20 protein-coding genes are annotated in these 19,415 nt (G+C 35.5%); 4 read left to right on the top strand and 16 right to left on the bottom strand.

Annotation, left to right across the window (positions count from 1 at the left end; genetic code table 11):
• Positions 1-145: 145 nt before the first annotated feature.
• The 14 genes from BO18_RS36670 to BO18_RS27800 form a co-directional block, all read right to left on the bottom strand.
• On the bottom strand, positions 146-244 hold the full coding sequence (locus BO18_RS36670) for a zinc-ribbon domain-containing protein (RefSeq protein WP_081861283.1): 99 nt from the start codon (positions 242-244) through the stop codon (positions 146-148).
• A gap of 92 nt (positions 245-336) precedes the next feature.
• The gene (locus BO18_RS27865) at positions 337-969 is read right to left on the bottom strand and encodes a hypothetical protein (protein ID WP_034451185.1); all 633 of its coding nucleotides are present in this window, start codon (positions 967-969) and stop codon (positions 337-339) included.
• A 35-nt stretch (positions 970-1,004) separates the two neighbouring features.
• On the bottom strand, positions 1,005-1,340 hold the full coding sequence (locus tag BO18_RS27860; RefSeq protein WP_034451184.1) for a hypothetical protein: 336 nt from the start codon (positions 1,338-1,340) through the stop codon (positions 1,005-1,007).
• Between the two features lie 26 nt (positions 1,341-1,366).
• Positions 1,367-1,555, bottom strand: a complete 189-nt coding sequence (locus BO18_RS27855; protein ID WP_034451183.1) for a hypothetical protein — start codon at positions 1,553-1,555, stop codon at positions 1,367-1,369.
• Position 1,556: 1 nt separating this feature from the next.
• Positions 1,557-2,003: a hypothetical protein gene (locus BO18_RS27850; RefSeq protein ID WP_034451181.1), complete on the bottom strand. Its 447-nt coding sequence runs from the start codon at positions 2,001-2,003 to the stop codon at positions 1,557-1,559.
• Between the two features lie 49 nt (positions 2,004-2,052).
• Positions 2,053-3,063, bottom strand: coding sequence for a hypothetical protein (locus BO18_RS27845; protein ID WP_034451180.1), 1,011 nt, complete (start codon positions 3,061-3,063; stop codon positions 2,053-2,055).
• 141 nt (positions 3,064-3,204) lie between these two features.
• On the bottom strand, positions 3,205-3,522 hold the full coding sequence (locus BO18_RS27840) for a hypothetical protein (RefSeq protein WP_185752602.1): 318 nt from the start codon (positions 3,520-3,522) through the stop codon (positions 3,205-3,207).
• A 78-nt stretch (positions 3,523-3,600) separates the two neighbouring features.
• Positions 3,601-5,004 (bottom strand): DUF6273 domain-containing protein, encoded by a 1,404-nt coding sequence (locus BO18_RS27835; protein WP_034451178.1) that lies wholly within the window; start codon positions 5,002-5,004, stop codon positions 3,601-3,603.
• A 51-nt stretch (positions 5,005-5,055) separates the two neighbouring features.
• A complete protein-coding gene (locus BO18_RS27830) occupies positions 5,056-6,318 on the bottom strand; it encodes a zinc-ribbon domain-containing protein (RefSeq protein ID WP_034451177.1) in 1,263 nt (420 codons plus the stop codon).
• Positions 6,319-6,513: 195 nt separating this feature from the next.
• The gene (locus BO18_RS27825) at positions 6,514-7,044 is read right to left on the bottom strand and encodes a hypothetical protein (RefSeq protein ID WP_034451176.1); all 531 of its coding nucleotides are present in this window, start codon (positions 7,042-7,044) and stop codon (positions 6,514-6,516) included.
• 51 nt (positions 7,045-7,095) lie between these two features.
• On the bottom strand, positions 7,096-7,809 hold the full coding sequence (locus BO18_RS27820) for a hypothetical protein (RefSeq protein WP_034451174.1): 714 nt from the start codon (positions 7,807-7,809) through the stop codon (positions 7,096-7,098).
• Positions 7,810-7,830: 21 nt separating this feature from the next.
• Complete coding sequence (locus BO18_RS27815) at positions 7,831-9,213, bottom strand: hypothetical protein (RefSeq protein WP_034451172.1); 1,383 nt, start codon at positions 9,211-9,213, stop codon at positions 7,831-7,833.
• Positions 9,214-9,230: 17 nt separating this feature from the next.
• Positions 9,231-10,808 (bottom strand): AAA family ATPase, encoded by a 1,578-nt coding sequence (locus BO18_RS27810; protein WP_034451170.1) that lies wholly within the window; start codon positions 10,806-10,808, stop codon positions 9,231-9,233.
• A gap of 364 nt (positions 10,809-11,172) precedes the next feature.
• A complete protein-coding gene (locus tag BO18_RS27800; protein ID WP_034451164.1) occupies positions 11,173-11,697 on the bottom strand; it encodes a hypothetical protein in 525 nt (174 codons plus the stop codon).
• A gap of 253 nt (positions 11,698-11,950) precedes the next feature.
• Between BO18_RS27800 and BO18_RS27795 the strand changes: the two genes are divergently transcribed.
• The 4 genes from BO18_RS27795 (at position 11,951) to BO18_RS27780 (ending at position 16,304) form a co-directional block, all read left to right on the top strand.
• The gene (locus BO18_RS27795; RefSeq protein ID WP_185752601.1) at positions 11,951-12,673 is read left to right on the top strand and encodes an SPASM domain-containing protein; all 723 of its coding nucleotides are present in this window, start codon (positions 11,951-11,953) and stop codon (positions 12,671-12,673) included.
• A gap of 147 nt (positions 12,674-12,820) precedes the next feature.
• Positions 12,821-13,603, top strand: a complete 783-nt coding sequence (locus BO18_RS27790) for a vWA domain-containing protein (RefSeq protein WP_034451160.1) — start codon at positions 12,821-12,823, stop codon at positions 13,601-13,603.
• Positions 13,604-13,618: 15 nt separating this feature from the next.
• Complete coding sequence (locus BO18_RS27785) at positions 13,619-14,590, top strand: PP2C family serine/threonine-protein phosphatase (protein WP_034451159.1); 972 nt, start codon at positions 13,619-13,621, stop codon at positions 14,588-14,590.
• A gap of 25 nt (positions 14,591-14,615) precedes the next feature.
• Positions 14,616-16,304 (top strand): protein kinase domain-containing protein, encoded by a 1,689-nt coding sequence (locus tag BO18_RS27780; protein ID WP_034451158.1) that lies wholly within the window; start codon positions 14,616-14,618, stop codon positions 16,302-16,304.
• A gap of 406 nt (positions 16,305-16,710) precedes the next feature.
• On the opposite strand, the gene BO18_RS27770 is transcribed toward BO18_RS27780, so the two are convergent.
• Together BO18_RS27770 and BO18_RS27765 are read right to left on the bottom strand one after the other, a co-directional pair.
• Positions 16,711-17,781, bottom strand: a complete 1,071-nt coding sequence (locus tag BO18_RS27770) for a serine hydrolase (protein ID WP_034451156.1) — start codon at positions 17,779-17,781, stop codon at positions 16,711-16,713.
• Positions 17,778-19,367, bottom strand: coding sequence for a sel1 repeat family protein (locus tag BO18_RS27765; protein WP_034451155.1), 1,590 nt, complete (start codon positions 19,365-19,367; stop codon positions 17,778-17,780). The genes BO18_RS27770 and BO18_RS27765 overlap by 4 nt, the downstream gene beginning before the upstream one ends.
• Positions 19,368-19,415 lie beyond the last annotated feature (48 nt).

Below are 19,415 nucleotides of genomic sequence, written 5' to 3'. Positions count from 1 at the left end.
TTATTCTTCGCAATGGTTTTCGAGTTATCATATGAAAGATTCTTCGAAATAATTGAAACTTCAAAAGAGCCCCTTTCCTATCTCAGGAACGGGGCTCTGTAATTCAGTGTAATCCCCATTTTGCTGAATGAAAGCTTTACGGGTTTTAGAATTGCTTCATATTGATTTTTAAAGGAGTACCGCACTTTCTGCAATAGTTTGCATTCTCATTGTTTAATTCGCCGCATTTTATACAATTTGGCATCTCACACCTCCTAAATTATGTGCTATTCAATCGAAAAACGGTCTCTCTGTTAGAGGATAGGAACCGAGGTTTTTGTACACTCCTGAACTAAATTATGCAATTATATCAGCACCACTACGCCACATCTGAGCCCAGACATATGGGTCATGAGATTGCATCCACGTTGATTGGCTTTTGGGTGCAACCAGATCCCAATATTCCGGATAGACTGTTGGATTGTTTTTAATAAACGATTCCCGCACAGTATTTCTTTCATTATATATAGCACTGATATCTTTGTTTATTTGATCTTCATCTGAACCCCCACTCCTAACTTGTTGAATCTGTTTTTCATATACGGAGAGGATATTGCTTTCATCTAAAGCCTTGCGTAATTCTTCTACCTTTGGCCAAATTGCATCACAAATGTTCACAACATTAGCAAACCTTAGTTCAAAACCCTTGAGAGCATTCGCTAGTTCATCATTTGAAGCACGGACTTTTTTTACATCTGGATCCGACTCAGATAAATCAAACATCTTTATTTGTTGCTCAAGCGTAATAAATGAGTTTAAGACTACTCCTCTTTGTTCGTTATAGAAACTAATAGTCTTTCGATTTTGTTGAATCTCATCAGTATAAGTGATGTTAGGTAATGGCGGGATGACTTTTTTGCATCCACATTTACCGCAAAACGCCGTAATACGAAATTGTTTACATGTAGGGCAAATCCAAATCTCGTTCATAAAGACCTCCTGATAATAAGCATTCTTTAATTGCATTAAAATAAAAGCAGGTAAGCTGCAGCACATGCCCCATCTATGTCACCCTCATATTGACCTATCTGAGTAGCTGTAAAACCAATGCCCTCATAAATAAATCCGTTCTTACAAAACCCAATTAGTGTTCTGCAGGGACCGATGCCTTCGTATATCAATCCATTCGAATATGTTCCTTTTATGGTGTTAAACCAGCCTACACCACAATATATGGAACCATATAGATACTCGCCAATAGCAGTCTTATAGCATCCTACACCTTGATATATAATACCACCGTCAAAGGAACCTATTTCAGCAGAGGAGAAGACACCTGCCCCTTTCTTGATAATACCCAAGATAGTGTACTCTCATCGAAATAAAACTATTTGGCATAATAAGCATTGCAATCATTGGCTGCACTGGGATAATAGTACTCTCCATATTTGTTGCAGTACATTTCATTTCCTCTCCAAGAACCTGAACCATAATAGCAATTCTCACAACTATATGTTCCTGCAAAACACAGATCCTGTGGAAGTTTAATCTCTTTCGTTGTTTCATTCTTTTTCATTTTATCGTCCTCCTGATTTTGTTGTCTTTGGCACACGAAGTACGATGTTATCATTAAGCACTTCATACCAAACGATGATTTGTTTGTTAATGATATAAATTGGCATCAATATGCTGGGTATGTTATTCAGTTCTAACACTCGTCTAGCCATATTTACATCTTTTTGAGATAGTTCTCCACATCTCAAATGACTGTGAATAATACCTCTAAACTCAATTTGTTCCTTATTCCAAATCGATAGTTGGTGTTGAAGCTCATCAACATTTGGAATATAATCGTGTCTTCTTTCCTCCTTTCCTTTGTCATAATAAAATGAATCTATTACATTATCTTCTTTACTACCAATTAATCCGCCAGATTCATAGCATGAATTACTAAAGGAAGAGTAAATATCGCAGATTATATTTTGTGATACCAATAAGATTGCATTAGTTGAATCGTTACTCATTTTTCTCAAGTTGCTATGCTTTGGCGATTAAAATGTTCATTTCAATCTGTCAGATGATTCCATTTCTTAACTCTATCATAGATTTTATAAGATCATCCCAATTCCCTAAGGTGTTTGCCTTTTGATGTGCTTCGATTGATACATTAACTACATCACGTGCCTTTTGATGATTGCCTTCAAATTTGTATATATTACAAAGGTCTTCCATCGCAGTTATCATAAAATTCCATTCCCAAGCATTAAGAACAGAATTACCACTATACTTCTGGACTACTGAAGAACAATAATCGATGTTTTCGACTATGGATAAACCGGGTTTTGCCTCGCGTAAAACACTGTTTACAACGATCGGATCGTTACGTCCATGTCTATTATCGTAAATTTGTATAAACAAAGCTCTGCGGTTACAAGAAATCCCCCTCATAGTCTTGAATCTGCCTTCAGCAAACTGTTTAGCTACAGCTTCACATTTTCTCAAGTACTGGTAATATGCATCTCGTTTCTTTTCATCGTATTCCTCTTCCTTGTTTTCTGTTAGATAAAGAATACTTGCACAGTAGAAGAATGCAGTATTACTATAGATTTCATTTACTACCCTTTCGTCTATATCATATTGACGATATGTGGGCAATTGCTTCTGAAGCCAGTTGGCTCTTTTGTTGAGTTTTTCAAATCTCATCATTAACTCATAGTAGTCATTCCAAACACTAGAAGCATTATCATTATATTGCGCTCCTATTATCTCCTCATACTCTTTACATACATTGGAGTATTCTGCCTTATACTTCGCATATTCAATCTCAAAGGAATACTTTTTAATTCTGGACGCTGCCTCATCCAAGTAAGACTTGAATAATGGAATATCATTTCCGGTATCCTTATATTTTTGAGATAATTTGTATGCTTTATTTAATTGCTGAGATAGAGATGACCACTGGTTCTTTAATTCTTCTGGCGAAGCAGAGATATTGTCATTTGTGAGATGACTCCAATCATTAATAACACTGTTTTTGAGAGATTGATACTCTGCATTAGATTCCTTTTTTCCAAACAAACCCATATAAACACCTCTTTCAAAAGAAAAAACATACCCGCATCCGGGTGGAGCGTCTTTAGTAAACTAATCTTTATAGATCTAAATGAATATTAACTTTTCTTTATATATAGAAAATGTCTGAATAGTTAAGAAAATGAAAAATGTTCACGTATTATCTATTTTGTTAAAGACTAATAGCTCGATAGAGTTGCAAGGACACATTTTTAATATGTAATCAACTGCAACCTTAGCCATATAGATATCCTTTGCCGACAATTCTTCTTTATCCCAATGACTATGAATAATGCCCATAAATGCTATTTGCGATAGATTCCAATTAATTAGCAGTCCATTTAGCATATCGATATCAGGATTGTATTCTTTTGTATTGCAACACCTTCCCTCATCAAAGTGGAAGGTATCTATCAGTCCACATTTAGAACTCCCTAACAAACCACCAGTTTCAATCTCAACTGCACTCATTGATATAATAATTTCATCGAAGGCTTTACGCGATACACTTATCATAGAAATACTACTTTGTTTAAGTTTCGGTTATATTCAACATTTAATCCACATTGCCGGTCTGATACCATTATAACCATCAGGGGAACTTGTTCCTTTTCCAACCTCTCCTGTATATCCTACCCCCTTAACACTGTATGAATCGGTAGTACGAAGCATCCATGAACACCCCTCGCAGATTCTTTCTTCATCTCCGGTAAAATACGATAAAGCTTCTTCCTCTGATAGCAAAAATACCTTATCATTTGTGAAATGCGCTTCAACAATTGAATTATCATATCTTTTTATATTGCTATTAGGATTGTTTGTAACTAAAACTCGCTTCTTTTCTTCTTCGGTCAAAAAATTATCAAAGAATTCTCCGTTTAGCCATTTCCTAATATTACAATTCTCCCACATTGGGACATAATCAGAATCGTCTTCTGGCTTTATATCAAATAACCTTTCCCTAAATATATCTTTGGAGATAATAAGTGCACGATCATCTTTGACATCGAGAATTCTCCATTTTATTGAACCTCTGTGGGGATCAAAACCATACTCAATCTCATTTCCTTTTTTATAATCCGATATGTTTTCTTTTGTGTTCTCTCGAGTAAATCGCTGAATCCCAGAAGTGTCTACCCAAATAACCGGTCGAGCCGAAGGAGATTCAACAATCCCTTTCCTATTAACTAGTTCTCCGATATAATCGACCTCGTTACTATAAAAACATGCAGAATAATCAACATAACCCGGAGTTCTAAGCCACCACTTTCTCTTCTTACCGTAATCATTGGGAATTAAACGTGAAGCTTCACTTGCAGATAATATGAACACCTCATCAACTGTTGAATCACCACCAGTTGTTCCAAATAAGCTATTATCCTCAGATATAATTTCGGTGCTAATTATTCGGTTGCGTTCTTCTTCAGAGAAAACATTATCAATAAACTCTTCATTTAAAAATCTTCTAAGAGAGCACTTATCCCATGTTGAAGGAACCAATTCTTCATTATATGGCTGGCGATCCAAGAATGCATTGTATCCGGCATGACATATGGCCTCTATTTTCCCTTCTTTAATATCTATTACTCTCCACTTTATTTGACCATATGGAGTGAAGCGGCCATAAATGAACTCATCACCAATTTTTAAATCTGGAATAGCTTCTATATTCAGTCGTGCTATGGTCGGAGTAGATGCATTAAGATAATTGAAATCAAAGCTATTAGATTTTAAACCACACTTAATGCATTCAACGTCTTTCACATTATTAGAGTTAACAACAATTCTTGAACCGCAATTTATACATAAAAAGACATTTTCTTCTTTAACATCACATTCACTAAGTGTTTTATCAACACTTTCAATATCAGCTTGTTCAGGGCATTTGCTTCCGCATTTGGGACAATAATTTCCGTCGCATTCTTTTCCGCATTTGCATATCCAAGTTCCCATTTATAACCTCCTTTGGCTAATAAACTACATACACTGCTTTCAATATTCACCTTACTGATACTTAGAATACTCCTCCTGTAAAACCTCTGCCCAATGCTTTCTGGTTATATGGGAGTATGCAAATCTCAAAATGTTCATAGCAAATTCTATATTTCCGTCCTGCCGAGCAATATCAGACATAAAAATAGCCGATAGAGCAAAAATACCATCATCCATATAATCTTTTTCGAAATTAATATAGTCAGCATCATTGCAAGCTATATTCCAAGCATCAATAAAGTTCTTATTATCGCCAAAATTGTAATACAACAAACCTCTTAGCAGTTTGGCTTGTGTTTGATCTTCAACCCTTGGACCTTTAAGAATGTCCAAAGCTTTTTTATATCCATCTTTATAATTTGAATAATACTTATGAATTCCGGAATAATTTCCATCTTCATCTGGTTCGCTAAACCCCAAATAATCAATTGTAAAGTATTGTCGTGCCAACTTGTACCTGACATCAGAAAATAGTTTTTTGGCCACGTCATCATTCAAATAGTTTATTTGAGGATTATTCTGAGCTACACATAATAAGTCATAAGCCTGATGTTGAAGCTCAACTCCACATTCGGAAATAATCATACCTCTACTATCAAAAAAATATCCCAATGTCGTATATATATTGGAAAGCATAATACACAATTGATATGCATATCTGTCTTTTCCCGTCTTAGCATATATTGTTAACCATGCCAAGAACCCCATATCGGGTCTTTTAGAATCTCTTCTAATAGCCTCAATAAATTCCTGCTTTGAAGAATATTGTTCTCGGGGGTTATACCATGTAGAAAGCGGATTATCCCATTCATCTGGTGAAGCCTCATCATAAACAAACAAAGATATTCTTTTATAGTCTCCTTCACGCTTGGCAGCTGCTTCAAAAGAATAAACGGTTGCTAAACCTATTATTGAGTTTTGATTTGCAAGCCTAAGCATTAATTCATTTGCTTGTATTTGTTCAAAGCTTTCTGTTTTCAGCATGATTTGTATAATAGTAGCGCTTTTATCGATGTCAGATTTTGCTAACTCAACTATATTTGAATTGCAATTATGACATGCTACTTCCAAAGGATTAGTAGGTTTTCCGCATGCAGGACATTTTACTGTTTCAACGAAATTGCCACACTTATTGCAATACTTAATACCATCTTCATAAACCAGCCCACATTTAAGACATACCTTTGTATAATTACGGATATTGCTAGCACCGCATTTCATACAAAACTTATCTGTAGTTTTCATCTGCGCACCGCATTTTTTACACAATTGCATAAACACCCTCCCAATACAATTATTGAGTTATCAACAACAAAGAAAAATAAAATTTTTTTTCTTTTTGTAGTATAACAACAGAAAAAATAAAGATAAATACGTTTGCTCTATCATGTGGAGCATATAGGCAATTATTTACAGCATATTCACAAAGAGATAACCTAGTATTCATGTAATTAAATTGTTGTTTCATATTCATTCAATTATTTGCCACTTTTCATAATTGCCGGTATTGCCGTTTCTAACTGAATTTATATAGCACCGTTTGTTAAGCTCTACTAATTGTTTAATATGCCAATCAGGCATCAACAAACCAAATTCTCTACAAATTACTTGAAAAATAAGCCAATTGGGGTGGTAGAAAGGATTTTCCCAAATCACATTATCGTCTTTTCCAGACATTCTGAGAATGGCGGCAGCCACAGCAGGACTTCTTGATTCGCCAGCATCACAGCAAATATACAAATCTTGAATACAAATTGGAAGATTCTTTATAAAGCCTATTATTTCATTTGCCTGTTCTGAAGTTATTGCATTTGCCTGATTTCTGATTGTGGTATCAGCAAAAGGAACTACTATCGTATTATCCGGTAATAATTGCTTATATAAAGCGTTGTCATCAGAACAAATAATAACAGCAGTTGTTGTTAAATCAGTTTCAAACAATTGCCTTTTAAGAATAGCTTTAGGAAGAATATGCATATAATATTTGCTAACTTGTTTCATACTTCTTTTATTCTTTAGTTTTTATCACATTTATTTTTTCTGAGTCTGTTCCTAAATGATTTGCTCAATTTTATTGTATAGACAAGTATATTTATTGTCGATTGTTTTATCACGATGGTAGTGGCCAAAATACCAGTGTTTGAAACTCAGTTTGTAATTGAATTCCAGTTGATCAAAAAAGCATGTAAGATCGTCCGAATCGTAATGAAATGATAACAAGCAAGGTAGCAGAGATGTACCACAACAATGAGTAATAACATAATCAATTGTCATATTAATCCTCTTTAGGTTAGCTATTGATTCTTCAAGTTCTGCATCTGATGGCATTTCTTCTGGCCACCAAGATTGTCCCTCTTCTCGTCCGTATCTGTCAGTGGAAACAGCACCTCCCAAAGTGAAAAATGTCTGACCCTCTATAGTGAACATTTGTCCCCTCATTAAATGGAATACAGAACTTGACAGTTGATGAACCTTTCCTCCATGCCACTCTGTAACAGGATAAGAATTTAAAGCGCGGTGATTATCATGATTCCCATCAACAAATAACGTAGTGAAAGTTTTATCACTATACCAACCAATCATATCCTGATCCCGTTTTGTAAGTGTCCCGTCTGTTTGCGAATTATCCCAGCGAATACCTGTATCCCCTGCAATAATGAGATAATCATTCTTGGTTAAGCAATTCTGAACAGGCCAGTTTTCACGCTCCAGTTTTGAACGATCAACATAACCGTGTGTATCACCTGTAATAAATACGCTTGCCATTTTCTACCTTAAAAACTGTTTTTAATCATCTTCATTTATCCCAGGCCTTGCTTTGTATTCTTCAACATATGTTTTGTGTTCCTCTGTAAAACCAACATCGTCAAAGGATAAAACATATTCAGGATTATACTTAATACCCATTGCACGAGCGTATCGTTCCACAAATCTGTATACTGACACTGGTGGAAGGCACCGGCCAATTACATATTCTATAGAATAACCACCTTGCACATCACGCATTACTATAATTGAAACATACGGCTCATGAATACAAGAAACCCGACGCATTAGCAGAATCATAACATTACCGTTTACAAAACTATCTATGGAGTTAATCAAAGATAGCTGTAGTGCCACAGATTCGTCGATAACTTCTTGAACATGGGTTGCATTTAGAACAATATAGTCTGAGTCACTATATACCCAATTTTGATCTGCGTTATGCTTTTTTATTAGATCATCAGCCAATTTTATGTTTTCTTGATAATTGCGTATTGCTTTTATATGTTCGACTATTTCATTTATATAAACAGGCACAGGCGTTGAAATAAGACTTTTCGTTTTGATTTGTGATCTCACATAATAAAATTCCTTATACAAGGCATTTAATCTTTCATCTCCATATTCTCCCAAATACGAGTACAAGTCTTCATTAAAACTCTCGGTAATAGCCTGTCCATCATCAGAAATGCCGCGCAAATAGGACCATTGGCATGGCAACATGTTGACATTGACATATTCAGGAAATAATTCATATATGTTTTTAAACATAGAAATTGACTCATCAGAAAACAAATATTGAATCATAAAAGGTTTGTTCAACACCCTTATATTATCAATAGACAAATTTCGGCCAATAATTTCTTCCGGCGTTTCTGAAAGCAATGAAATTGATGGTATATGGTTTATATTTTCTGCAATTGTCGTAAGGTTATACCTATAAAACACTCCCTTGGGGCCAGATCGATGAGAGGCATAGTATATGTGTGATAGCAATACCCCAATTTGTTCTTTTGTATAATTTATAACTCCCCACGCAGGAAATACATATTGAATCTTTTTCAGAAACTCTTTGTATGCATCCTCATCACATTCGAGTTCAGAGTTAGTATACTTAAGATAATCTTCTTCTTCGCTCTCGCTCATACGATATCCCTGACGAATAATGAATCTTTTTACCGGATTGTCACTATTAAAATCCCATATAAACACAACAACATAATTGACACCCTCACTATTTCTGCATACGAACAGGAACACATAGATTTTAGTCGTATCCATTGTAGCGATGGCATACATATACTCCCCAAGGGCTGGTGAGCACTCCGAATATGTTGAAAAGTCGTTGCTATCTATCTCAGGACAGTCAAACAATAATCTGATGGGAATTATAATTGGTTTCATTTTATCTCTCCTTCAGTTTACGTTCTGGCATCAAACCAAGCTTCTCCCCCTGCTTCAAGAATGCTAGTCTTAAAAATAATAGCGTCAATAAGATCATCAAACACAACAACTACCGACTTATGCTTTTTAAGCATTTCCACGTTCTTTTTGATTGTATCCCCATTCTTTTTAGCTATAAGCTTAGCTATATTTCTTACCTTATCCTCCTTTTTGCAAGCCACATACACATGATGTAACTCCTGGTCCTTTTCGTAATCAGTTTTATTAATCTTGTCTTCATTCTCTCCTGCTTTTTCAGTTTCAGTAATAGCAGCAATCTGTTCATCAATTCGTCTGATCAAATCATCTATATTCTCGACTTCATCCAATTCATGAAGACTGTCTGAAAAAGGATTGTCATCTTCATTTTCAATAATACTTTGCTTACCAAAAAGAGATACGAATGGATCAAACTTAATGCTGACATTTTTACTTTCAACTTTTTCCTTTTGAATCTTCTCTGCTTTCTTTCTCCTTAAAAGCTTATGGTCGGCTTCTTTTATAATGTATTTTCCTTCTCCAATAACAACAATCTCTTCAGCATCAATTTCGTTTATAAGAGATTGCACCTTAGCTCTTGTTGCCGCATCACGGAGAATAGACTCTATAAGCCTATTACCAAATTCCGTGTTACCTTTTTTGTGCAAAAAGTCTCTCATATTGTCATTAACGGAGACCTTAATGTCCATCGAAGCGGAAATCTCATCAAGCCTCATGTCAATGATTCTGTCAATCGCATCATAAGAAAGTGGACCGTAGTTTACAATCAAGCCAAAGCGTCCTAACAGCTCAAAGGATGCACCTAACGCAATAATATCTTCTTTAGTAATCGGAGCGTAATGTTCTTTAACATGATCCGTTCTTTCAATACCAATGCCGAAGTGTTTTTCGAGATTTCTCTTCTCTCTTATCTCGTTAAATGAACCCATACATATAAAGAGTGTCTTGCTTGTATCAACATTGTCAATAATACATCCTTCAATTGGAAGAAGAAGCTGTCCCTGGATTTCTCTATTCACATTGTCACCATGGCTGGAATAGATTGGTGAAATTCTTTTATCGAATTCATCACCGAAGAGTATTCCTATTCCTTTTGATCTACCGCGCTTAAGACCCTGCACAAGAAATTCCGTATTATTTCCTGAGAAGCCTTCGCAAGTGATCTGATTCATATCAACAAGATCAACAACAAGCTTCGGAATTTCTTTTTGAAAGTATCTCTTGAGACATCTGTATGTCTCCGTTTTTCCAGAACCGGACGGACCTGCAAGAATAGCACTCTGCTTATTAAGCGGGAGATCCTTCGCAATATTGTACAGATAGTTATAAACACTAAAAACTATAAGACTAACCTCGGGCTGTCCTTGTACTACGCTTTCGACAGCCCTCATAAAGGAAATAAAAGGTGTTCTATCCACCCAAGACTTGATCTGGTCAATCAATTCAATTTCATCACTTAGCATAATAGACCCCAGCAGTTTCTCTATATCAATATCTTTTTCAGTATTCGTTTGGATGGAGAACTCGTTATTGTCAGAATGTTCATTGTGACCCATCAATGTAACCTCCATCATTTTCAAACACACCTTTTTATGTGTATGCCATTCTTGTTCTAACGGGAGCGATTTGTTATCTTATTTGATAGTTCTCCAAGACCCCAACCAATCAGCGCACCTACCCCAGCAAACCCACCGCATATTGCTGAATACCAAAAAACAAATCCGAGTGCTGCACCTAATCCGCCGATTAATCCAATTGGAATAGCAATTATTACCTCAATAAAAACCATCATCCCAATAAAGAAAGAAATATTTGGCATTTGTAATTAAATGGCATGAGCTTTTATCCCATCTGACATCATATTACTTATAAGAACCATCATGATCATACAAAGAAACTAAGCGGAATAGTCGCAGAGTTTCACCATGACTTTTCCACCAGTTTCTTATAATACGAGTACTGAAGAGGTGTATCCTCGTTTATCTTCGTATGACGAATTTTTCGATTAGTTACTTTGGCTAAAGCTTTGATTTCCTTTCTTGAACTCAACTGAAATACGCGGTTACAGTGCATCGGAATAGCACCGTGAAGAACTCTAACATCCCCTCTTTGAGAAAGGTAAACATGCGTAATAGGATTGATACTATAGTCGTCGTGAATATCCAAGGCAACATACCATCCGCTCTCAGGTCTGCAGCCATATAATTCTGTGAGATCCATTGTAGGCTTCTGAGAAAGAAATCTACGTATAAGCTTCTTCTTATGTTTCCGATTCCTGTTCCGTGCGGACTCCCTGTTTTGATTACAAACTCTTTTAGGTTCATCTTCACATACCCCTTCATCATCCAGTATTTTCTTTTCAAGGTACAAAGGATTATTGTCAAGGTTGTCCAATGAAGCCACGAAAACGGCCAATGTAGTCATGTCCAAGTTACCATCTTCCATGTGCTATTTCCTCCCTGTTTTTGTGTTTAGTTAAGTCATTAACTCTTACAACACAAATTATCTCAGCAGTTTAAAATCTATTTGTATTTGCGGAAGAAACATTCAATAGGTCACACATAATACACATTGCTATTTAATTTCTAGTGTAACAAGCGAATGTCTGATTAGTCAGACTCATCAACATATTATATGTCTGACTATCAAGATGGTAAAAAATCTAGTTTATTCATTTTATATAGAATATTATTCGAAAATGATTACTAATGGCTATTTGCTTAGCAACACTTTATCTAAATATCACTTTCTCAGGTGGAATTTGAAATCTGTTCAAATCACTTTGGATGGTTCGAAGAAACGATACGAGAGTATAAAAAGATATGGTGATGACAATTCTTTTGATGTTGTAATTAACAATATTGCTGATGCTCTCAATTATGGTTTGCATGTAATTATTAGAATTAACTATCACTACAATTCAACATGTGACACAATTGCATTGATCGAATATCTAAAGGATCGGTTTGCGAACTCAACCAATCTTTCAGTTTATGCAAAACATATTTTCCTATCTTCAGCTATGGATAGTCAAGCCGCTGAATTAGCTGACATTACAGTCTTTGAAACTCTGTATAATAACGGATTTGTTAAGGATATTCTTGCATCTATCCCCGACAGGAAGTACAAATGTATTGCATACTTAACGAATACATATCTTATCTATCCGGATGGAAGGGTAGGTAAATGCTCACAGGCTATGTCAGAAGGTGATTTTATTGGAGATATTACTCATATTGATTTTATGAAAATGGGGAAATGGTGCAACAATCAGATTAGCGATAAGTGCAAGAACTGCAAACTGTTTCCTTTATGCAATAGCGGGTGCAGATACGAGGAATTGCATAATCGCAAAAACTGCATGATTGATGAGACTATTTTTTTACATAAGTTAAATATGTATCTGAATCAATATCTATAATTGTCAAAACACAAATTTAGACATCAAGGCCTAGGATCTGATCCAAGGCCTTTTTTGTTACCTGTTTAGATACATTACTTTTTAAACAACGTGAGAAAATACAAATATGTTGATAATACAACAAACAAATTTAAAGGAGGCAAAAAAATGAAACTCTTACAGAAAGCATTTAAGCGCAAGAGTAATACTCAGCCTGACTACACTAAAACTAGTAATGTAGCGAACACTCGAACAATTATTAACGAAGCTCCTATTAACTTGGATCTGGAATTGATTTCCGAACGCCATGTTGCCTGTGTTTTCCTTCTTGATACATCTGGTTCTATGAATAAGGATGGCGCAATTGATAAACTTGCAGCAGGAATCAGGGCATTTAGAGAGCAGACATTGAACAATCAGAAAACTGATGAGGTAACAAGAGCTTGCATTGATATCGCTTGTGTTACTTATGGCGGAGATGTTAGCGAGATTCAGCCCTTTACAACAGTGGACAAGATGATAGTCCCAACTTTGGTTGCTAGCGGTGGAACCCCCATGGGAGAAGCTATCAATAAAGGTTTGGATATGATTACTGCTCAGAAAGCAAAATATAACGAATATGGAACACCCTATTTTCGTCCATGGTTATTCAACATTACTGATGGCGGACCTACTGATGATTATTCAGGAGCTACTTTAAGACTCAAGAAGATGGAGGCAGAGAAAAAAGTCCTCGGGTACTGCGTGGGTGTCGAAAACTTCAACAGAAATGCCATGGCAACAATATTTGAACCGGAGAGACTCTTCGAGCTTAAGAATCTTAATTTTCCTTCACTCTTCCAGTTTGTTTCAAGTAGTCTTTCAGCCGTTAGGAATAGCGATCCTACAGCTGGCAACAGCATCGAAGTCGAAGCACCTGCTGATTTGCATACCGTTAATGTGTCATTCTAAGAAAGGATATGCTTTATGCTAGGTTATTATCAGATGTCAATAATTGGCAGAGCACACAAATCAAAAGATGGTGTGTGTCAGGATGCAAGTGCAATTGATAAGCTTGAGAACGGATGGGTTCTTGCTGTAACTGCCGATGGGCTAGGCTCTGCCCCGAATGCAAAAGAAGGGGCAGAGACAGCTGTAAAAGTTGTAAGAGAATTTGCTAAAGAAAACTACCCATCTGTATGGCATGAAGAAAGTTTAATTTCTTTTTTGAGGGTTGCTTTTCACAAAGCTTTAAAATCACTCAAGAATTTGGCAATTAAGAATAATAACAGTTTAAGTGATTATAATACGACGTTAACTATAGCAATATACAATGGTATATGTCTCGTTCATGGAAATGTGGGAGATGGAGGAATCATTGCACTGTCTCCATATGGAGATTTTTCAATATTAACTGAGGCTCAAAAGGGAGAATCTTTTAATGAGACTATTCCACTTCAAGCAGGCCCGGATTATTGGAGATTTGGTGTATCTTCGGAAGAAGTTTGTGCTTTTTCACAGATGACTGATGGAATCTTTGATGTTGTTTGTCCATGGATATTATCAAAAACGAATCAGCCTATATATATAAACTTCGTGAGACCTTTTATGGATGAGAATCTCTTGAATGTTTCAACAGAAGACGATTTTGCAAAGACACAAGAGGAAATTGAGATTTTTCTTAACAGTTCATGTTGCAAAAGAATTACAGATGACAAAACTATTGTTGGTGTTATTAACACCGATGTTATCCCTGAAATCAAACCTGAAACATATTATGCTGAACCAGATTGGATCGCATTAAAAAAAGAACATGACGATAAGTTATATAAAGTCACAGAGAATAAGACTAATAGCATAACCACTAGTTCAAAAAAACAAGACTCAAAGCCCAAGGAAAGAAAACTACCTGGCTTTATAAAATTTTTAATCTGCAAACGGCATAAAAAGGATATCTAATCTTGTTAATTGGGAGAGTTCAGGCATGGCTGATTACTTAGGACAATCAGGAAAACTATATAGAATCAGTGATAAACCTTTCGATGGTGGAGGCGAAGGGGATATTTTCGATGTAATAAATAAACCAAATATAGTTGCAAAGATATTTAATGCTAACAATCGCACAATTGAACGCGAAAGGAAAATAACTATTGAAGCAGCTAACAAACCATGCGATATCGATCAATATGCCTGGCCTATTGACGTTCTCAATAGCAACGGCAGATTTGTCGGTTTCATTATGCCTAGAATTAGCAATAAGAGAAAACTGCGTCACATATACATTTATGATAAAAGAACCGGGTTGCCCTGGTCTCTTTTTATTGCGATTGCAAAAAACCTATCAGCAGCAGTAAATAATGTTCATGAAATCCACCAAATAATAGGTGATTTAAACACTGATAATATACTTGTCGACACTAATGATGGTACAGTTGCTCTAGTCGATATCGATTCGTATCACATTTCTGACTCGAATAGAACATATCGTTGTGCTGTTGGAATGCCGGCTTTTGTTGCGCCTGAATTACAGGGTATTGCTTTCGCGTCTGCTCCCCTTCCAACATTCACAATAGAATCAGATCGGTTTTCTTTAGCGGTTATTATTTTTTTATTACTGTTCAATGGAGCTCATCCCTTCTCATGTTCAATGATTCAAGGCTCTTCTTCAAGATTTCAGCCTATTGATAACATTGCAAATGGAATATGTGCATTTTTTAAAGATAGGTGTCCCCAAAATATGGAAATACCTAAGTATGCACCAGATATTAATATGCTGCCTGATTACATGCAGAACTTATTTAGGAGAGCTTTTGTAGACGGACTCATAGCGCCAACAAAACGTCCCTCTGCTGAAGAGTGGTATTATGCATTAGAAAAACTTGAAAATGAGTTAAGAGATTGTATTGATTCAAAGACTGGTGCTGTAAATGCTCTGCATATATATTATAAGGGTGCGAAAGAATGTCCTTGGTGCAGGGTTAATGAGAAAATGCAGCATATCAGAAAACCATCTCAGCCAGTGGTTCCATCTTCTCCCATGCAGGCATATGTTCCTAGCAGCCAAAAAGCGCAAATTGCCTCTGTTTCAACAACGGCATCAGCCTCGTTAGCTATTCCTTCAACGCATTCAGTAAACAATGCACAGGCTCAATCCGCTTCTGCAACAACTTCAAAGAACAAACTGTCAATCAAGGCCAAATTGATGGTCTTAACAATGTGCATTGTCACTATCCTGGCTTTCTGTATTTACGACTCAATCAAATGGAACATCAAGATGACCCCAGAGGGTTATAAGAATTATTCAAATGAAATACATATAACCAGTTCTCATTGGCCCAATAAATATAGCTCTTATTGGCCATACGGATACAGTTTTGTCGGAACATTAGAACCCGGTGCGACAGACGAATATTTAATAGTCACAGAATCAAATTATCTTTCGATGGCATTCAAAACTCATACAAGTGATAACCATGGTGTAGATATTACAATCATAAGAGAAGATGGGTATTATATGACTTTCAATTCTTCGAATTCAGGCCAGTTATTCTTCGTTGGTGATTATGTGGAACTCCAACAAAAAGGCAAGTATAAAGTGCTAATCAGTAGTTCCTACAAAACTGACTATGTAGTAACTCTAGATGGATACATAGATTTAACTGGAGGTAATTGAGATGCGTAGTTTGGGGAAAATAATACCAATATCTGTAATAGTTGTAATTATTCTATGTATGAATATAGATTCCAACATAAAGAAAACAGTCATGAAAAACTCTATAGATGAAGAGTTGGTGAAATATTTGATAACTGGATCATACATTGATCTTTCAGGTAATTCAGATATTATTCTCACTAATGATAGTATTGAATCCGTAACTATAAATGATGTTTATATTTCCTCCAGCATATTTGGAACTAGTGCATCGGTGTCCTATACCGTAGATATTTCAACTAACGAGTTATATGTATTTACTAACGGATTACTAAAACTTACCTATTCTCCTAATTCTCCATGTAAATGGGGCGTCGATAGTAGTTGGATCAACAAACACATAGATTTAAGCGAATAATGTTTGATACTATGAACGTAATAATTCGAGAGCTATCATATCTCTTAACGTGTCTTTTCGAAAAACATAATCTTTGGTACACGGATAAATATCCGTACTTTTATCATATGATAAATTAGTGATCCGATTATGAATACGATTGGCTCCTATGAAAATATAAGAAGAATTATCAAAATCCAACAATAAATATGTTCCTGTATATCCCGAGATAGCAATACAATTTTCACTGCACGAAATCGGAATCTCAGAATATTTTATATCGGGATGTTTTTTATTACATAATAGTCCATAATGGTGGGTTGTGTCCCAAGAATCAAATACATTGCTCAATACTAATTCAATTGTCCTTTTGCTAATAATGGCTCCGTTTAATAGCGCGTTAGCAAATACAGATACGTCTTTAGCGCTTGAAAATAGCCCTGCGTGACCTGTATATGGGATAATTCTTGCCTTAGAATCGTGACACATCCCAAGTGGAGTGTTGATTTCTATAATCTTGTCATCTATGCATCTATACTCGGAATCATAGTTTTCAATGTTTGTATTATTGGAATCTATGTCTTTCCACCAACATGTATTTAGTGCACCGATCTTTCTTAGTATTTCATATGTATAATTGCGAAAGTATAAATCTGAATGATATAAATCATTTATTAGCTGGACTACGACCATGATTCCAATATCACTATACTTTGTAGTTTTGCTCTTTATCTGTGCACTGTGCAACAGATTCACCGCTTCGGCATATGATTTGCACGCATCTATTCTTGAACCAGTGCTCAATTCAACGGAAAAATTTAATAATTCATATACATACAGTTCAGACAAATCTATATAGTTGTTAGTATAATCTTTTATCTTTTTCGTAATATCAAATAATCCTTTTTCATGTAAAGAAAGGATAACAAACAAAGAATATATTTTTGTTACTGATGCAAGATCCCAAAGCCTGTCTCTGATATCATCCCCTGAAGGTGATATTATTGAATTGTATTTGGTACAGCCATAAGCAGAAACTATATTAGCAACCCACTTTTCTGATATAATCCGTTTTTCTTCTTCTAATATTTCACTATTCATAAAGCTTTTCTCCATCTCTCCATAAACTCTTCTCTCGATGGCATTTCTTTTTGTCCAAAAGCTTCTTCCATTATTTTAACTTCATTACTATATTTATTGAGTATCTCAAACATATCATCCAAATCTTCTTTATTTAGCCTATTAATATATGATTTATAGAGATGTGCACAGGCCCATGCGCAATACACATCATAAAACCCATCATGATAGCTTTTGAATGCTTCCCGAAAATTAATATATGCATTATCAGGATTAATAGTTGAAACAATAGTCAGAGGATTTTCTTGATTAGGAATTTCTATTTTAATTCCCTCTAGATAGAAGCACCCCAGTTTGTTAGCGGCCCAGGCATCTCCAAGAGTAACAGATTTTTTCAAAAGAGCTTCATACTTTCGTATATGCAATTTTTGTTTTTGAGGATTGTCTTTTTCTTTGATTATCTGCTTCATTTCTTCGGCAGCAAGATTATTATTGGCATAGACGTAACCGTTATCTGCTGCAAGAGAAAAATAATATGTGCACTCCCGCAAATGCTTTTCTTTCTTAAAAGCATCTATACCCTTGCATCCCGGATCTTCATCGGTAAACCGAGCAACTTGGCCTAGTACATTGGCTGCTGCTGGCAGTTTTGAAATGCTGTATGCCTGAGAGGCCCGTACATATGCGATTTTTATTCTGTCTAAATAGCTTAATTCTTCAATTTCATCGATTTTTTCATCAACAGCCAAAGGAATATTCATTCTTGAAGTGTGATAGTTAAGATAAATATACGCCAAAGACCAAAGCGCCATAGGGTTAGCATCAGTAGCTATTTCGGAATCGATGCAAGCAGCACGTTTATATGTCTCAAATGCTTTATTAATGTCGTGATCTATACCTTCTGCATTTCCATAGTAGAAAAGATCGCCATATTCATAAAGTGCAACTGTATTGGGTGGTACCCTATTTGCGAGTTTTACTATTTCTCTAATTGCAAATTTAGATGTCATGCCATATTTTCTAATAACGCTGTCGGAGTATTCTTCCAAATCTCTTTTTGTGCGCTCATTTACTGAAAAGTCATCAGGAATGGAATTGTTTAAAGCAAAATAAATGTACCATTTAATAAAGTGAGATAATTTAAATAACTCTCTATCGTTACTAATGTGATATATTAATCTTTCTTTAGCCTTACTATCATAAACGTGAGTTTTTGGATTCTTAGAATTGATTTTGGTTTTATACTCATTTGTGTTTTCTAAGTTCGATACTAGCTTATCTAGTATCTTATCTTTACTAAATCCACACTTAGGGGGTTCAATAAGTATATCTAAATCAGTTTGTACATCTTTCTCAAAATCAGGATCAGCAATATGTTTATTTACTATCTTTTTATTTTTGGGAGTAAGCGCATCATCATCGCGCAAGTGGCTCCAATCAGTAGGGCGCGACATTCCGCTAGTAAATCCAAGCCAACGTTCTTGGAAATAATGTAAAGGTTCATATTCATTGTAGCCATTTGTTTCGTTTCTAAGTTTTTGAAAAGATTGACCTGGAAAAGTTTGATGGTACAATTTTCCTATTAAACCATAGTCTTGATTATCCATTAATCATGCGCCTTTCTAATAAAATAGAAATATAGTTTTGTATTTCCT

Source organism: Butyrivibrio sp. AE2032, from assembly GCF_000702965.1.
The sequence above is the reverse complement of the archived record's forward strand: the minus strand, read 5'-3'. Positions and strand labels throughout refer to the sequence as shown.

Excerpts from the sequence above, each read along its gene's own strand:
- BO18_RS36670 (WP_081861283.1), bottom strand. The coding sequence starts at position 244 with ATGCCAAATTGTATAAAATGCGGCGAATTAAACAATGAGAATGCAAAC.
- BO18_RS27865 (WP_034451185.1), bottom strand. The coding sequence starts at position 969 with ATGAACGAGATTTGGATTTGCCCTACATGTAAACAATTTCGTATTACG.
- BO18_RS27855 (WP_034451183.1), bottom strand. The coding sequence starts at position 1,555 with ATGAAAAAGAATGAAACAACGAAAGAGATTAAACTTCCACAGGATCTG.
- BO18_RS27850 (WP_034451181.1), bottom strand. The coding sequence starts at position 2,003 with ATGAGTAACGATTCAACTAATGCAATCTTATTGGTATCACAAAATATA.
- BO18_RS27845 (WP_034451180.1), bottom strand. The coding sequence starts at position 3,063 with ATGGGTTTGTTTGGAAAAAAGGAATCTAATGCAGAGTATCAATCTCTC.
- BO18_RS27840 (WP_185752602.1), bottom strand. The coding sequence starts at position 3,522 with ATGAGTGCAGTTGAGATTGAAACTGGTGGTTTGTTAGGGAGTTCTAAA.
- BO18_RS27835 (WP_034451178.1), bottom strand. The coding sequence starts at position 5,004 with ATGGGAACTTGGATATGCAAATGCGGAAAAGAATGCGACGGAAATTAT.
- BO18_RS27830 (WP_034451177.1), bottom strand. The coding sequence starts at position 6,318 with ATGCAATTGTGTAAAAAATGCGGTGCGCAGATGAAAACTACAGATAAG.
- BO18_RS27825 (WP_034451176.1), bottom strand. The coding sequence starts at position 7,044 with ATGAAACAAGTTAGCAAATATTATATGCATATTCTTCCTAAAGCTATT.
- BO18_RS27820 (WP_034451174.1), bottom strand. The coding sequence starts at position 7,809 with ATGGCAAGCGTATTTATTACAGGTGATACACACGGTTATGTTGATCGT.
- BO18_RS27815 (WP_034451172.1), bottom strand. The coding sequence starts at position 9,213 with ATGAAACCAATTATAATTCCCATCAGATTATTGTTTGACTGTCCTGAG.
- BO18_RS27810 (WP_034451170.1), bottom strand. The coding sequence starts at position 10,808 with ATGGGTCACAATGAACATTCTGACAATAACGAGTTCTCCATCCAAACG.
- BO18_RS27800 (WP_034451164.1), bottom strand. The coding sequence starts at position 11,697 with ATGGAAGATGGTAACTTGGACATGACTACATTGGCCGTTTTCGTGGCT.
- BO18_RS27795 (WP_185752601.1), top strand. The coding sequence starts at position 11,951 with ATGATTACTAATGGCTATTTGCTTAGCAACACTTTATCTAAATATCAC.
- BO18_RS27790 (WP_034451160.1), top strand. The coding sequence starts at position 12,821 with ATGAAACTCTTACAGAAAGCATTTAAGCGCAAGAGTAATACTCAGCCT.
- BO18_RS27785 (WP_034451159.1), top strand. The coding sequence starts at position 13,619 with ATGCTAGGTTATTATCAGATGTCAATAATTGGCAGAGCACACAAATCA.
- BO18_RS27780 (WP_034451158.1), top strand. The coding sequence starts at position 14,616 with ATGGCTGATTACTTAGGACAATCAGGAAAACTATATAGAATCAGTGAT.
- BO18_RS27770 (WP_034451156.1), bottom strand. The coding sequence starts at position 17,781 with ATGAATAGTGAAATATTAGAAGAAGAAAAACGGATTATATCAGAAAAG.
- BO18_RS27765 (WP_034451155.1), bottom strand. The coding sequence starts at position 19,367 with ATGGATAATCAAGACTATGGTTTAATAGGAAAATTGTACCATCAAACT.